The 14304-nt window shown below is 50.2% G+C and carries 14 protein-coding genes; 10 read left to right on the top strand and 4 right to left on the bottom strand.

What is annotated here, in order from left to right:
- The first annotated feature begins 163 nt into the window (after nucleotides 1-163).
- From JZI27_RS14220 to JZI27_RS14205, 4 genes are read left to right on the top strand one after another with little or no spacing between them, the layout of a single operon-like run.
- Nucleotides 164-595 (top strand): MarR family winged helix-turn-helix transcriptional regulator, encoded by a 432-nt coding sequence (locus JZI27_RS14220; protein WP_122910496.1) that lies wholly within the window; start codon nucleotides 164-166, stop codon nucleotides 593-595.
- Between the two features lie 9 nt (nucleotides 596-604).
- The gene (locus tag JZI27_RS14215) at nucleotides 605-1264 is read left to right on the top strand and encodes an HlyD family secretion protein (RefSeq protein ID WP_280207890.1); all 660 of its coding nucleotides are present in this window, start codon (nucleotides 605-607) and stop codon (nucleotides 1262-1264) included.
- A 4-nt stretch (nucleotides 1265-1268) separates the two neighbouring features.
- Nucleotides 1269-2486, top strand: coding sequence for an efflux RND transporter periplasmic adaptor subunit (locus tag JZI27_RS14210; RefSeq protein WP_122910498.1), 1218 nt, complete (start codon nucleotides 1269-1271; stop codon nucleotides 2484-2486).
- Nucleotides 2487-2499: 13 nt separating this feature from the next.
- A complete protein-coding gene (locus tag JZI27_RS14205) occupies nucleotides 2500-4071 on the top strand; it encodes a DHA2 family efflux MFS transporter permease subunit (RefSeq protein WP_280207888.1) in 1572 nt (523 codons plus the stop codon).
- Between the two features lie 27 nt (nucleotides 4072-4098).
- Here JZI27_RS14205 and JZI27_RS14200 read toward each other — a convergent pair whose 3' ends face one another.
- Both JZI27_RS14200 and JZI27_RS14195 read right to left on the bottom strand, forming a co-directional pair.
- Nucleotides 4099-4239, bottom strand: a complete 141-nt coding sequence (locus JZI27_RS14200; RefSeq protein WP_183185190.1) for a hypothetical protein — start codon at nucleotides 4237-4239, stop codon at nucleotides 4099-4101.
- The gene (locus JZI27_RS14195; RefSeq protein WP_251243756.1) at nucleotides 4202-5149 is read right to left on the bottom strand and encodes a DMT family transporter; all 948 of its coding nucleotides are present in this window, start codon (nucleotides 5147-5149) and stop codon (nucleotides 4202-4204) included. The genes JZI27_RS14200 and JZI27_RS14195 overlap by 38 nt, the downstream gene beginning before the upstream one ends.
- 126 nt (nucleotides 5150-5275) lie before the next feature.
- Here JZI27_RS14195 and JZI27_RS14190 point away from each other — a divergent pair, with 126 nt between their 5' ends.
- Complete coding sequence (locus JZI27_RS14190; RefSeq protein WP_122910501.1) at nucleotides 5276-6004, top strand: N-acetylmuramoyl-L-alanine amidase family protein; 729 nt, start codon at nucleotides 5276-5278, stop codon at nucleotides 6002-6004.
- On the opposite strand, the gene JZI27_RS14185 is transcribed toward JZI27_RS14190, so the two are convergent.
- Entirely contained in the window at nucleotides 5993-6793 is an 801-nt protein-coding gene (locus JZI27_RS14185; RefSeq protein WP_122910502.1) for a divergent polysaccharide deacetylase family protein, read from the bottom strand. The two genes, JZI27_RS14190 and JZI27_RS14185, sit on opposite strands and share 12 nt — an antisense overlap.
- Before the next feature lie 141 nt (nucleotides 6794-6934).
- Between JZI27_RS14185 and polA the strand changes: the two genes are divergently transcribed.
- The 5 genes from polA to JZI27_RS14160 all read left to right on the top strand — a co-directional run bounded on the left by polA (nucleotide 6935) and on the right by JZI27_RS14160 (nucleotide 13033).
- Nucleotides 6935-9577 carry a DNA polymerase I gene (gene polA / locus JZI27_RS14180; protein ID WP_280207885.1) on the top strand — a complete coding sequence of 881 codons (2643 nt, stop codon included), beginning with the start codon at nucleotides 6935-6937 and terminating at the stop codon, nucleotides 9575-9577.
- Nucleotides 9578-9705: 128 nt separating this feature from the next.
- On the top strand, nucleotides 9706-10533 hold the full coding sequence (mutM, locus tag JZI27_RS14175; RefSeq protein ID WP_251243759.1) for a DNA-formamidopyrimidine glycosylase: 828 nt from the start codon (nucleotides 9706-9708) through the stop codon (nucleotides 10531-10533).
- 22 nt (nucleotides 10534-10555) lie between these two features.
- Nucleotides 10556-11164 carry a dephospho-CoA kinase gene (gene coaE / locus JZI27_RS14170; RefSeq protein WP_183185192.1) on the top strand — a complete coding sequence of 203 codons (609 nt, stop codon included), beginning with the start codon at nucleotides 10556-10558 and terminating at the stop codon, nucleotides 11162-11164.
- Nucleotides 11161-11724 (top strand): lytic transglycosylase domain-containing protein, encoded by a 564-nt coding sequence (locus JZI27_RS14165; protein WP_122910506.1) that lies wholly within the window; start codon nucleotides 11161-11163, stop codon nucleotides 11722-11724. The genes coaE and JZI27_RS14165 overlap by 4 nt, the downstream gene beginning before the upstream one ends.
- A 262-nt stretch (nucleotides 11725-11986) precedes the next feature.
- A complete protein-coding gene (locus JZI27_RS14160; RefSeq protein ID WP_251243760.1) occupies nucleotides 11987-13033 on the top strand; it encodes a glyceraldehyde-3-phosphate dehydrogenase in 1047 nt (348 codons plus the stop codon).
- A 73-nt stretch (nucleotides 13034-13106) separates the two neighbouring features.
- Here the strand turns inward: JZI27_RS14160 and JZI27_RS14155 are convergent, their stop codons facing one another.
- On the bottom strand, nucleotides 13107-14276 hold the full coding sequence (locus JZI27_RS14155) for an HD-GYP domain-containing protein (protein ID WP_122910508.1): 1170 nt from the start codon (nucleotides 14274-14276) through the stop codon (nucleotides 13107-13109).
- Nucleotides 14277-14304 lie beyond the last annotated feature (28 nt).

The following is a 14304-nucleotide window of genomic DNA, read 5'->3' as shown; positions in this document are numbered from 1 at the left end:
ACATATGCAGCACTTTTTATAAGTGCTGTTTATTGCGTTTTAAAGCGCTTACAAGAAATGTGGTAGAAAAGAAATAGTTGCCAGTAACAAAAAATAGGCGTATAGTGTTGGCTGTGATTGAAGAATTTCGCGCACGAAATATTTTAGGGGAAAGGAGAGTCAAATGAACGATAGGGCTTTGGAAATCAAGGATTTACTCAAAAGCTTGAACAAAACGTTAGGTACCATGGCTACCAAAGAGCTGGCCAAATACGGACTTACCGTACCTCAACTGGTTGTAATCCGCCATATCATGGGAGAACCCAAAACCATCGGACAGCTCAGCAAAGCTGTGGATTTGTCCTACAGCACCGTATCGGGCATTATTGACCGTCTGGAAAGAGAAGAACTGGTCGAGCGAACACGGGATGAAAATGATCGGCGTGTAGTCTGGATACAGAAAACGGAGAAATTGGTGAAATTGTTTGCAGAAGTAGATGTGGACTTAGGGGAATTTTACAAACGAAATTTTGAGGGATTTTCCAATGATGAAATGGATGGCATCATCCATTCGTTGAAAACGTTGTTGAAAAAATTTGAAGAGAGAGAAAGCTGAGGAGAAAAGATGAAACGAAAATTGGTATTGTATATCATTTTACTCCTCCTCGTCGGAGGCGGCGGAGGCATCGGGTACTATTACTGGTACCAAGGAGCGAATTTTGTCACCACACAGGATGCGCGAATTTCCGGCGATATTTATCGTGTCATGCCGAAAATGACTGGAAAGCTTACCAGCCTGGATGTTAAAGAAGGTGACACCGTCATGGCTGATCAAATGGTTGGGCAGCAGGATACAGCCAATTTGGCAGGTACCTCCCTGGAAAACAGTGTGCTCCGCTCACCGATTACCGGAACCGTCATTAAAACCCAAGCCAAAGTGGGAGAAATCGTATCTACAGGTCAAACCGTTGCATTGGTTATCGATGAAAGCAAATTATATATCTCTGCTAACCTGGAAGAGACAGAAATCACACGTATCAAAGTGGGACAGCAAGTCGACATCAAAATAGACGCGTACCCCGGTAAAACATTGGTCGGGCATTTGAGTGAAATCGGTCAGGCGACGAACTCCATGTTCTCCTTGATGCCTGCGGTAAATACGAGCGGGAATTTTACCAAGGTTACACAGCGAGTACCGATTAAAATTGCCCTTGATGATACAGCAGGCCTTCAATTGTCAGCGGGTCTGAACGCAGAAATTAAAGTGCATGTGAAGGAGCGGTAAAAGGATGAAAAAAACAACGAAAACACTCGGAGTCCTCTTTGCAGCGATCTCGCTGATTGCCGCGGGCTGTAGCGAGTCATCCGCTTCTCCTGCCGAAGCATTGCCTATCGTGAAAACTTGGAAGATTGCCTCTATGCAGTCTGGAGTGACGACGAACGGAAAGATTGTAGCTTCTGAAGAAGTACAAGTGGTTTCCAAGGTATCCGGAAAGATCGCAACGGTACCTGTACAGGAAGGTTCTGTGGTCAAGCAGGGAGATGCCTTGATTACGCTTGAATCCAGTGATTATCAAGAGCAGATCAATCAAGCGCAGGCAGCCATTGCAGGTGCGCAGGCAAGACTGCGCGATACCAAGGCAGGCGCGCGTACCCAGCAGTTGCAGCAGTTGTCCAGCGGCGTAGAGCAAGCCAAAGCTAGCCTGCAAGTCGCAGAAAACACTTACAACCGGATGAAGGCGCTGTTTGATTCCGGCGCACTCTCGCAGGCAGAGCTGGAAAGAGTGGCTCTCGATCTGGAGAAGGCGCGCAGAGGACTGGAACAGTCGCAAGCACAGTACGATTTGGCCAAGGCTGGTCCTACGGCTGATACCGTCGCAGCACTGGAAGCAGAAGTAGCTCGCCTGAATGTCAGCCTGGAAATGGCAAAAAACAGCTATGACAATACCGTCGTCCATGCTCCGATATCCGGCATTGTAGCCAAGCGCAATGTCAATCCGGGTGAGATGGCAGGTGCTGGGGCTCCGCTGATGGTCCTGGTGAAAATGGATCAGGTGAAGGTCGAGGCAAGCGTGCCTCAGGCGCAAATCAATCAAGTCAAGGTCGGGGATAACGTGGATGTGAAGGTTGCCGGCATGAATGAAAAGGTGTGGAATGGTCAGGTTGAATTCGTTTCCCCTGTCTCTGATGCCAACAGCAGTTCTTTCCCAATCAAGGTGAAGCTGGATAATCCGGATGGGTTGCTCCGCGCAGGGATGGTAGCAGAAGTCTACCTCCAGGGAGAAGCTCAAAAAGGTACCAAAGTGCCTTCCTCGGCGATTGTCGAGAAGGAGAGCAAGAAATATATCTTCACTGTTGACCAGGGTGTGGTCCATCAGGTGGAGGTATCCGTCAGCGATTCCAGCTCAGACTGGTCCGTCGTGACAGCAGGTGTAGCCGAGAATGATCAGATTGTCGTCAATCCGACAGATGCCCTGTCGGATGGCAGTAAGGTGAGCGTAAACTAGCGGGGGTGAGGACATGGCGGAAGCGGTGGCACAGCGAGAGGAAAAAGGCGGAAGCGGCGGCATGTGGCTGTCTCTTCTCGCTATTCTCTCTGGAACCTTCGTGGCGATCCTGAACAACAGTTTAATTACAGTTGCCCTGCCTTCGATGGTCAATATCTTTGGCTCGACAACGGAGAAGATGCAGTGGGTATTAACGGGATACATGCTGGCCAATGCAGTCATGATTCCGATGAGCGGATCTCTGTCCGCAAAGTTTGGATCTAAAAGAATTTTTGTGCTTTCACTGGGGGCTTTTACGGTATCCTCGGTATTATGCGCCCTGGCTTGGAACGATATCTCCATTATTGCGTTTCGTGTCATCCAAGGCATTAGCGGCGGTATGATTATGCCGCTTGGAATGTCCATGATCTACATGATTGTGCCCAGAGAAAAAATCGGGATGGCTCTCGGAATATTCGGGATTGCCTCGATGACAGCACCGGCATTGGGACCGACGCTCGGTGGTTATCTGATCGAATTTTTAAGCTGGCAGTTCCTCTTTTTGATCGGGGTGCCCTTTGGAGTATTTGCTGTATTGATGAGTATGATTTTGTTGAAAGAAACGCCGAAAAAACCGGAACTCTCGTTTGACTATCTGGGAGCATTTCTCTCCATTTTTGGATTCGGGACGCTTTTGCTCGCTTTCAGCCAAGGGCAGTCGCAAGGATGGAATTCCTTTTATATCGTCATCCTGTTTTTCGTAGCGATTATTAGTTTGGCCTTGTTTATATGGGTCGAGCTGGGCAAAGAGCATCCACTCCTGGATCTGCGCTTGTTGAAAATCCCTGTCTTCTCGATCAGTATTTTGACTTCCAGCTTTGTCATGATGGGGATGATGGGCGGTATTTTCCTCATGCCGATCTTTTTGCAAAACATTCAAGGGCTTACCGCGATGGAGACAGGGATTCTATTGATGCCGCAGTCAATCGCGATGGCCGTCATGATGCCGATCAGCGGAAAGCTGATGGATAAGTACGGCGTCGGTCCAATCGGTCTGGTCGGCTTGATCATCATGAGTGTTACCACGTTTGAGCTGCACAATCTGGCCTCGGACAGCATGCACGAATGGATTAATATGATCATGACGATTCGCGGTATCGGGATCGGACTTTGTATGATGACCTTGAATGCGGTAGGGATGAATGCCGTGCCTAGGCAAAGTGTAGGGGATGCTTCGCCGCTCTCCAATGTACTGCGTCAGGTCATGAGCTCCTTTGCCATTGCGCTTTTGACGGTCGTCATGCAATCTCGCCAGACGTTCCATATGTCTTCCATCTCCGATAACCTGAACACAAATGTGGCTACGCAATTACTGACCGGACTTGGCGGATTGTACACGCAAGCAGGTGTGGACGTTGCCTCTGGGACCGCAGGCGCGTCGACCATTCTGTACGGGATGATGGCCAAGGAAGCAATGGTGCGAGGGCTCGGGGATACATTCCTGGTCTCAGCGATTCCGATTGTCCTGTCTATTCCATTCTTGTACTTCCTGCACAAAAAGCCTGAGAAGACCGAAAAAGCACCACAACAAAAGACAGCAGCCTAATGGTTGCTGTCTTTTGCTTTACTGGTTTCAGGAGAGTAGTCGGTAGATCCAATAAATAATCCGCCCCACAATGTAACCGAGGACGATGGTCCAGCCAATCTTGGCCCAGACACGAAGTCCCTTTACGTATTCACTCAGGCTTTTCCGTTGCTGGGGTCCTTTGTTCATTGGCACTTACTCCTTTCCTGGCAGGCTGATTAAAGCGGATAAAGAGAAAAATACCACCTATGATGATCAAACCGCCGATCCATTGCGGCAACGTGACGACTTCGCCGAGGATGATGTACGCGAGAATGGCAGTTCCAATCGGTTCGCCCAAAATGCCCATGGAAATCGTGGTCGTGTTGAGCCATTTGATGACCCAGTTCAACAAGGAATGACCCAGTAGAGTCGGGAACAAGGCAAGGCAGAAAAACCAACCCCAGTCCTGTGCCGAATAGCCGACTAGTGGATAGCCAAGTACCAGATCGTAGCCAATCAGGAGCAGACTGGTTACGGAGTACACGACCAGCGTGTAGGAAAAGGACGATAAGTATTGCCGGATAAATTGCCCCACTAGCCAGTAACCCGTCACAGTGATCGCCCCTAGCAAGGCCAGCGCATCTCCCCAGAGAGCCATCCCGCCGATCTGAAAATCTCCCCAGGCGATGACGAAGCTGCCGACAATGGCAAGTACGCCACCCATCAATGCCAGCGGACGGATTCGCTCCTGAAAAAAGAAATAGCCGCCGATGAAGGCGAAGAGTGGCTGGAGCGTGACCAGTACCGTAGAGCTGGCTACCGAGGTGTAATTGAGCGACTCGAACCAGAGCAGGAAGTGGCTAGCCAAAAAGGCGCCGGACAAAATGCAGAGCCACCAAGCTTTTTTGGTCATTCGCCCAATCTCCTGTATTGCGCCACGATTCCAGATCAAGAGCGGCAAGGTAAGGACGACGGAGAAGACGAGTCGATAGGTAGCGATGATCGGAGCCGGAGCGTCTGAGAGCTTGACGAAAATGGCTGAGGTTGAGATGGCGAGCACGCCGAACAACAAGACGAGATAAGGCGGAATCAACGGTTTATCTGTTGGCTGTACCACTAGAAGCACCTTCTTAGATAGGAAATCAAGACGCTTCCTATTGTACCGTTCGCCCGTCCAATTCACAATGTTCATGCTCACGGGTTTTGCTGAGAGGTTTTGCTTCAATCGGGAAATCCTACAAGCATGCGAAAACGAATGACCTGTTGCCTGTTGCTCTTGTTTTTGTTGATGAGTTTGCCAGAGAGTAGTGATGCACTTCCTTTTACCCCCATTCAGATTTTGATCGACGTCGGACACGGAGGTGTTGATTCAGGTACCACCTATGGCTCCCTGCATGAAAAAGATATCAATTTGCAGGTAGCCAAAGAGCTTTACCGTCAGCTGACCGATGCAGGCTACAAGGTCGCATTGAACAGGAGCGAGGACATTGCGTTGAGTGAAGAAAACCGATGGCTCAACAATCGCTCCCGCCATCTTCGCGATCTGGCCCAGCGCAGAAATCTGGCCAAGCTGATCGATCCTCAGTTGATGATAAGCCTGCACGTTAACTGGTCTTCTGATTCGAAAAGGAGAGGGCCACTGATGCTGTATCAGAGCAATGAACAAAGCTACATGCTTGCACAGCTTTTGCAAAGCTCGCTCAATCGACTTGCAGAGACGAGCCACAAGCCGGTTAAAGGAAAGACCTACTATATGCTGCGCCACAATTACTGTCCTTCTGTCATCGTCGAGATGGGCTTTATTAGCAATGCGCGTGATCGTGCGATGATGACGGATTCTACTGGGCAAAAAAAACTCGCTCAGGCCATTCGGGATGCCGTGAGCGAGTATATCACCCTTACCGGGGGTATGCAGATGAAGGTAGAGGAGCAGGAGGTCGAGGAAAGCTGGTGGCAGGAGCTAATGGATTGATTGGAAAACCATTTTAGAGATGGTTACAAATTCAGCCTCCTTCTGGATGCGCGGGATGTACTGGCGCAGGATGGAGGCTGTTTTCTTGCCAGCAGGACCGACGTGACCGATGACGATACAGGATGGACCCTGACCCAGTCTGGCGCACACCTTCTCCATCTGCTTGGTAATGTGCTCCGTTGTATGGGAGTCGTCGAGAAACATCTCATTGTCAATATGCGGTACTCCAAGCTCCTCGGCCATTTTACCAGCAACGCTTTTATAATTGGTTTTGCTGTCCAGATAAAAGAGTCCCCGTTCTTTCAAGACACTCATGACGACGCGCATGATTCGTTCGTCAGCCGTTACTTTGGAGCCCATGTGATTGTTCATACCGATGGCGTGCGGCACATCATCAATGGCTTTGTTGACGCGACTGCGAATTTCTTCGTCCGTGAGATCAGAGGTGATGGCGCCGGGTCCTAGCCAGGATGCCTTGCCTTTGATCGGCTCCATCGGCATGTGGACGATGACATCATGACCATTTTTGTGTGCGAGTTCAGCGTCCTTTTGGGTGCTGGGCAAAAAAGGCATGACCGCGATTGTCAACGGTACAGGCATGGATAAAATGTCTTCTGTTCCCTTCATATTGTTCCCGAAATCATCGATGACAAAGGCCACCTGTTTTGCGGGCACAGCGGGTGGTGGAGCCGTCAGAGTGCCAATTGGTTCGAATGCTGCGTGGATGCTGCTTGTACATGAGACAAGTACAGCTGTGAGCAACAGGGAGATGGTTTTTTTCATGGACATAGGATCGCCTGCCTTAACCGTTTTTTTCTAGTCTGTTCAAGGGAGGAAGTCTTTACCCATTCCACCCTGAGGCTTGGCTTAGATGTTTCCCCTGTGTTACGATTAAGAATAGTAGTTTTGTTACGAGAGGGGTCGGATTCGTTGGGTCATTTTGTCTTGATAGATGGAAACAGTATTGCCAACCGTGCCTTTTACGCACTGCCGCTTTTGTCCACGTCAGCGGGACTTCATACCAATGCTGTGCTTGGTTTTACGACCATGCTGTTGAAGGTATTGGAGGAAATGAAGCCTACGCATATCATGGTCGCTTTTGATGCGGGCAAAGTGGTGTTTCGTCACAGTGAGTTTGCTGAGTACAAGGGAGGACGCAAGAAAACTCCACAGGAGCTGTCTGAGCAGTTCCCACTCATCCGCGAGCTGCTGGACGCCTTTTCCATCAAGCGCTTTGAGCTGGAAGGCTACGAAGCGGATGACATCATCGGTACCTTGACGAAGCAAGCCGACGAGCAGAAATGGAAAACGACCGTGATTACTGGAGACAAGGACATGCTGCAGCTCGTCTCAGATCAGGTATCAGTTGCGCTGACTCGCAAAGGAGTCAGTGAGATCGAGCTGTACACACCTCAGGAAATCTCGGATAAATACGGTTTACAGCCCTTGCAAATCATCGATTTGAAGGGCCTGATGGGAGATACCTCTGACAATATTCCGGGTGTGCCAGGTGTCGGGGAGAAGACCGCACTCAAGCTGCTTCATGAATATGGAACGGTTGAGCAGGTTTTGGAAAATATCGATCAAGTATCTGGAAAAAAGCTGCAGGAAAATTTGCGTGAGAATGTAGACAAGGCCAAGCTGAGCAAGGCATTGGCTACGATCATGCGCGATTCGCCAGTGGAACTGGATCTGGATGATACGGTCTACGAGGGCTACGATGGCGTTTCGCTGACCGAATTCTTCAAGAAGATGGAGTTCAAGTCGCTGCTCTCCAAGGTGAAGGTAGCCACACCGGCTGCAGGCGGCGAACCAAGCGAGGCTTTTGCCTTTGAAGTGGTAACCAGTGAGCACTTCGAACGCTATGCACAGAAGCTCACTTCGCCGATGGCGGTATACGTAGAAATGGACGGCGAGAATTACCACCATGCGCCGATCCTTGGCTTCGGGCTGGCTAATGAAGACATCTCCCTATACGTCTCCTGGGATGTGGCCAACGAATGGGAAGCATTCCGCAGCTGGCTGGCTGATCCAAGTCAGGAAAAATGGACATTTGACGGCAAACGCGACACAGTCGGGTTGGAATGGCACGGATTTGCCATCAAAGGCATCAACTTCGACGTGTACCTCGCATCGTATCTGCTCAATGCTGCGGAGAGCAACCCGACAGTGGACAGTATCGCTGCTCAGTACGCGCGGGTACGCGTATTGCCTGACGAGGAGCTGTACGGAAAAGGAGCCAAGCGGCAAGTACCCGAGACAGATGTACTGAGTGAGCATGTCGCACAAAAAGCGACGGCGATCTGGCAGGCAGTCCCGGTTCTTCGGGAGCAGCTGGAAGAAAACGAGCTGACCAGCCTTTTGCAAGAGCTGGAAGGTCCGCTCAGCCTGGTCTTGGCCGTCATGGAAAAACAGGGAATCAAGGTGAATGCCGAACGACTGGAGCAAATGGGGGAAGAGCTGGATCGCAAGCTGGAGGATTTAACCAAGCAGATCCATGAGCTGGCAGGGACCTCCTTTAATATTAATTCTCCCAAGCAGCTGGGGGAGATCCTGTACGACAAGCTGGATCTGCCTGTGATGAAAAAGACCAAGACGGGCCCGTCCACCAGTGCAGATGTCCTGGAAAAGCTGGCGCCGTACCATCCGATCATCGAAGCTATCCTCACTTTCCGTCAGCTGGGCAAGCTGAGATCGACCTATATTGAAGGTTTGACCAAGGAAATCAACGGGAAAACAAAGAAGGTACACACTTTATTCAATCAGGCGACTACGGCAACTGGACGTCTGTCCAGCACCGAGCCCAACCTACAAAACATTCCGATTCGGATGGAAGAGGGCAGAAAGATCCGCGAGGCGTTTATCCCGTCTGAAGAGGGCTGGTACATCCTGGCTGCGGACTACTCGCAGATCGAGCTGCGTATTCTGGCCCATATTTCAGGTGACGAGAACTTGATTGATGCCTTCCGCAAGGGGATGGATATTCATACCCGAACTGCTATGGATGTGTTTGGTGTAGCGGAACAGGACGTGACCTCCCTGATGCGTCGTCAGGCAAAAGCGGTCAACTTCGGGATTGTATACGGTATCAGCGACTATGGTTTGTCGCAAAACCTGAACATTACGCGCAAAGAAGCAGGCGATTTTATCGAACGGTACTTCTCCGTTTTCTCGGGCGTGAGGCGCTGGATGGAGGAGATCGTGAAGCAAGCCAAGCAGGACGGCTACGTGACGACGCTTTTACATCGCCGTCGCTACCTGCCTGATATTCGCAGCAGCAATTTCAACCTGCGCTCCTTCGCCGAACGTACGGCGATGAATACACCGATTCAAGGTACAGCTGCTGATGTCATCAAGCTGGCGATGATCCGCATGCAAGAAGCATTGCAGGAAAAAGGTCTGAAAAGCCGCATGTTATTGCAGGTGCACGATGAGTTGGTCTTTGAGGTGCCGGAAGACGAATTGGAAACCATGCAAAAGCTGGTGCCGGAGGTCATGGAGAGTGCCCTCGCACTAAACGTTCCCCTCAAGGCAGATGTCAACTATGGACGCAGCTGGTACGATGCGAAGTAATAAATAGGCAGTACCCTGCCAAGGCTTCCCCAACCATCTGTGAAAGCCTTGGTTTCCCTATTGAAAAAGCCCATGAGCGGTATGGATTCCTATACAAGAATAGAAAAGGCAGCGAGAGGAGGAGAAACATGCCAGAATTACCTGAGGTAGAAACCGTAGTTCGCACGCTGCAAACCTTGGTAAAGGGGAAGAAGATCGAGCGAATCAGTGTCACGTTGCCGAGAATCATTCGCCAGCCGGATGATGTGGAAGTCTTCAAAGCTCAATTGACCGGCCAGACGATTCACGAGATCAAAAGGCGAGCCAAGTTTATTCAATTTATACTGGACCAGGACGTGCTGATTTCCCATCTGCGGATGGAAGGCAGATATGGTCTGTATCAGGCTGTAGAGCCGGTGGAGAAGCATACGCATGTCATTTTCCACTTTACGGACGGGACAGAGCTGCGCTATCGCGATGTTCGTCAATTCGGGACAATGGACGTGCTTCCACTGGGCATGGAAACGACGGCTGGTCCATTGGCAAAGCTGGGTGTTGAGCCATTGGAAGAGAGCTTCACTGCAGAAGTATTGCGTGAGCTGTTGAAAAATCGCCCCACGAAAATCAAACCTCTCCTGTTGAACCAGGAATGTATTGTCGGGTTGGGGAATATTTATGTGGACGAGTCCTTATTTAAGGCAGGCATTCATCCAGAGCGCCCAGCAGGCACATTGACAGGCAAACAGGTGAAGAAGCTGCATGAAAGTATCGTCGCTACGCTAGCAGAAGCTGTCGATCAAGGGGGCAGCTCGATCAAGTCATACGTCAACGGACAGGGTGAAATGGGGATGTTCCAGCAGTCCCTCCTGGTCTACGGACGCAAGGATGAGCCATGTGTCCATTGCGGTACGCAGATCGTCCGATTCGTGGTAGGCGGCAGAGGCACACACATCTGCCCGAAGTGTCAGAAGAAGTAACGACCTCTAGCAGGGGAGGAGGATGGACATGATACTTGGATTAACAGGCGGCATTGCTACAGGTAAAAGCACCGTCACAGGCATGCTTCGTGAGCGTGGAATACCTGTCATCGATGCGGATCAGATTGCCAGAGAGGTCGTGGAGCCGGGAAAACCTGCTTACGATGCGATTGTTGGACATTTTGGCCGCGATATCTTGCTGGAAGACGGGCAGATTGATCGGAAAAAGCTGGGTGAGATCGTTTTTTCTGACGAGTCCGAGCGGCAAAAGCTAAACGCCATCGTCCATCCAGAGGTACGCCGCGTGATGCGTGAAGAGGCGGAAACGGCTGAAAAGAACGGAGCAAGCATTGTTTTTATGGATATTCCATTGCTGTTTGAGAGCAAGCTGCAGTACATGGTGGAAAAAATAGTAGTGGTGTACGCCCCAGCCGCTATGCAGCTGGCACGGATGATGGAGCGGGACGAGCTGGAGGAAGAGCAGGCGCAAAAACGGCTGCGTGCCCAGTTTCCGATCGATCAAAAACGGGAAGAAGCGGATTTTCTGATTGATAATTCCCGTACAAGAGAGGAAACAGAGCGTCAGGTGGAAAACATGCTCGCCGAGATTCGTGGGGAGTTGGGATCATGAAGCCCGGCAGAAGAAGGGCCTTAATCTTGCTTATTCTGGTAGGGCTCTTCTTATTGCTTAATTCTTCCTTGGTATGGAAGTGGATGTACCCGATCAAGTATCGCTTGGAAATCATGGATGCGGCTCGCCAATACAGCGTGGATCCCCATCTCATCCTTGCCGTGATCCGGTCGGAGAGCAGCTTTCAATCTGACCGCGTCTCCAAAAAAGGGGCGGTTGGGTTGATGCAAATCATGCCGGATACGGCAAAATGGATCGTAGATCAAGGCGATTTCAAGCCTGCAAATGAAGATTACCTGTACGATCCGGTGATGAATATTCGGATTGGAACCTGGTACCTTCAGTTTTTACATGCTCGCTATGAAGGAGACGCAGCCAAGATCATCGCGGCTTACAATGCTGGGCCTGGTAAAGTAAACGGCTGGCTGAGCGATGGACAGTGGAACGGAAGCAGAGATCATCTGGAGGACATCCCGTATCCGGAGACGCGCATGTACGTCCAGCGCGTGCTTTATTACCAAGACCGCTATGAGCGGGTCTATGACGATGAATTACATTAAAAAGTCGCTATCTCGATAAAAAGAGGGGGCGACTTTTCGCTTTTTTGCCCTCCACGAAAGTACCACGGGTTTCCAATAGGTGCATTCTTTTTTTCCAGCCTATTAGGAGAATAGAACGAAAATAGGAAAACACAATAAGGTAATCAGCAGGGGTAAATCGTCCAAATATTTATTTTTCAGTAAAACACATTGATAATTGTGTCATACTTATTATAATAAAGGTAACAGATCAGCGTAACTTAATTGAGGAAGGGGTTTCTCTATGACAATCAAAATTGGTATTAATGGTTTCGGCCGAATTGGACGCATGGTATTTCGCCGCGCAGTTCAGGACCCCAACATCGAAATCGTCGCAATCAACGCTAGTTATCCAGCCGAGACACTTGCTCACCTGTTGAAATACGACACCATTCACGGACGTCTTCCAAATAAAGTAGAAGTAAAAGACCAAACGATCTTTGTAGACGGCAAGCCGACAAAGGTATTGTCTGATCGCGACCCACTGAAGCTGCCTTGGGGAGAGCTCGGGGTGGAAATCGTCGTGGAAGCGACTGGGAAATTTACGAACCGTGAAGGCGCAGGCAAGCATTTGCAAAGCGGTGCCAAAAAAGTAGTCATTACCGCTCCGGCGAAAGAAGAGGACGCAACCATCGTAATGGGTGTAAATGACACCATCTACGATCATGCGAACCATCATATTGTATCCAACGCTTCGTGCACCACGAATTGCTTGGCGCCTGTTGCGAAAGTTTTGAACGATGCATTCGGGATTGAGCAAGGCCTGATGACGACGATCCACTCGATTACCAACGACCAAGTCAATATCGACAATCCGCACAAGGACTTGCGCCGCGCACGTGCCGCTGGTGAATCGATTATTCCGACAACGACCGGAGCTGCACGTGCAGTAGGCATCGTATTGCCTGAGCTGAACGGCAAGCTGAACGGCTTTGCATTGCGTGTCCCTACACCAAACGTCTCCGTAGTCGATCTGGTGATCAACACGAAGAAGCCTGTAACTGTAGAAGAAGTAAACCGTGTGCTGCGTGAAGCGAGTGAAGGCAGCATGAAGGGCTACCTGGAATTCTGCGATGAACCACTCGTTTCCAGTGACTTTAACGGCAACGAAAATTCCTCGATCGTAGACGGGCTGTCTACGATGGTTATGGGGACCAACCAGGTAAAAGTAATCTCTTGGTACGATAACGAGTGGGGCTACTCCTGCCGTGTCGTAGATCTGGTGCGTCTCGTAGCCGAGCAAAACAATGCTGGCAAAGTGAAAGAAGCAGCAGCTGCAGGTGTGAATTAAATTAAAAATGCAAAAGAAGCACCTCCCGAATCATTCGTGGAGGTGCTTCTTTTTGAACGAAAGCTCGCGAGAATCATGTCCCGTCTGTTTTCGTTTCGGGGTCGTCCTGTTCTGCTTGTTCTGGTGGCGGTTTCAAGGAGCTAATTTGAAACAACTGCTCATCCTCGAAGCCGACGATAAATAGCCGGATCATTCCTTTGAGGTTCAGATCGTAAGGGGAGTGGACATCATTGCCGCGCCCATCCTTGAGAATGCGAATGGTGGGGCGGTGGCTGTAATCTGGATCTACCTTGCTGACGACCCCGACTTCGCCTGTATTGAGGACTACACTGCTTCCGATCGGAAAGATGGCGATATGCCGGATGAACGCCTGGATGAGGTGATGCTCGAATAAATGACCGCCAGAGCCGAGCAGGTATTCCATCGCATCCTGGGGCATGTGTCGCGCTCGCCATGGGCGAGGAGAGGTAAGAGAATCAAATACGTCACACATCCCGACGATCTGAGCGTATTCGTGTACTTGCTTTCCTTTTAACCCTTGGGGATAGCCACTGCCGTTGATCCGCTCGTGATGCTGAAGACAGACGTGAGCAGACAGGAGCGGGATATCGTGCTGCTTTCGCAAGAGATTGAATCCAATCATGGTATGCTGCTTGGCGATTTCTTTCTGCTCCTCGGTCCATTGCTCCTGTGTTTGCAGAAGCTCCTCTGGAAGACTGACTTTTCCGATATCGTGCAGCATCGCTCCAATCCCTAGCTCTCGCAGCTGGATTTGGTTGTAGCCGAGTGACATGCCGACAGCGGTGGCCAGTACAGCAACATTGATAGAATGGTGGTATAGGGAAGGGGAATGAGAAGAAATAGACGTCAAGTGACCCAGCATGTGCTTGTTTTGAATCAGATCTTCCAATATCGCACTGAAAGCACGCTGGAAGTGCAAGCCCATCTCTTTTAAAGAAATTTTGCGTGCGAGTTTATTCGAGTTGGTAATCTGTTTGACGGTTTTTTCGATCGCTTCCACTGCAACCTGTCTCGTCTGTGGTCGAATGACATCCTCGACGACAATGTCCTCGGTACGAGGATCATCGATATAGACCGCATCTACTTTGGAGCGTATCAATCCTTGGATCAGTCTATCCGTTAGGTTCATTCCCTTCCCCAAAAGCACCTTGCCATCCTGGGTAAAAACGGTACGGGCCAGTGTCATGCCTGGCCGGACTTGTCTCAAAGATACTAGCCGCATCTAAATCCCTCCAACAGACCATATTGTA

The organism is Brevibacillus sp. AY1 (assembly GCF_029870785.1).
In the GTDB taxonomy this organism is placed as follows: Bacteria; Bacillota; Bacilli; order Brevibacillales; family Brevibacillaceae; genus Brevibacillus; species Brevibacillus invocatus.
The sequence above is the reverse complement of the archived record's forward strand: the minus strand, read 5'-3'. Positions and strand labels throughout refer to the sequence as shown.

What these genes read in the sequence shown, in the direction of transcription:
- mutM (WP_251243759.1), top strand. Translation starts at nt 9,706, where the DNA reads ATGCCAGAATTACCTGAGGTAGAAACCGTAGTTCGCACGCTGCAAACC.
- JZI27_RS14200 (WP_183185190.1), bottom strand. Translation starts at nt 4,239, where the DNA reads ATGAACAAAGGACCCCAGCAACGGAAAAGCCTGAGTGAATACGTAAAG.
- JZI27_RS14165 (WP_122910506.1), top strand. Translation starts at nt 11,161, where the DNA reads ATGAAGCCCGGCAGAAGAAGGGCCTTAATCTTGCTTATTCTGGTAGGG.
- JZI27_RS14220 (WP_122910496.1), top strand. Translation starts at nt 164, where the DNA reads ATGAACGATAGGGCTTTGGAAATCAAGGATTTACTCAAAAGCTTGAAC.
- JZI27_RS14190 (WP_122910501.1), top strand. Translation starts at nt 5,276, where the DNA reads ATGCGAAAACGAATGACCTGTTGCCTGTTGCTCTTGTTTTTGTTGATG.
- JZI27_RS14160 (WP_251243760.1), top strand. Translation starts at nt 11,987, where the DNA reads ATGACAATCAAAATTGGTATTAATGGTTTCGGCCGAATTGGACGCATG.
- coaE (WP_183185192.1), top strand. Translation starts at nt 10,556, where the DNA reads ATGGACATGATACTTGGATTAACAGGCGGCATTGCTACAGGTAAAAGC.
- JZI27_RS14185 (WP_122910502.1), bottom strand. Translation starts at nt 6,793, where the DNA reads ATGTCCATGAAAAAAACCATCTCCCTGTTGCTCACAGCTGTACTTGTC.
- JZI27_RS14210 (WP_122910498.1), top strand. Translation starts at nt 1,269, where the DNA reads ATGAAAAAAACAACGAAAACACTCGGAGTCCTCTTTGCAGCGATCTCG.
- JZI27_RS14155 (WP_122910508.1), bottom strand. Translation starts at nt 14,276, where the DNA reads ATGCGGCTAGTATCTTTGAGACAAGTCCGGCCAGGCATGACACTGGCC.
- JZI27_RS14215 (WP_280207890.1), top strand. Translation starts at nt 605, where the DNA reads ATGAAACGAAAATTGGTATTGTATATCATTTTACTCCTCCTCGTCGGA.
- JZI27_RS14205 (WP_280207888.1), top strand. Translation starts at nt 2,500, where the DNA reads ATGGCGGAAGCGGTGGCACAGCGAGAGGAAAAAGGCGGAAGCGGCGGC.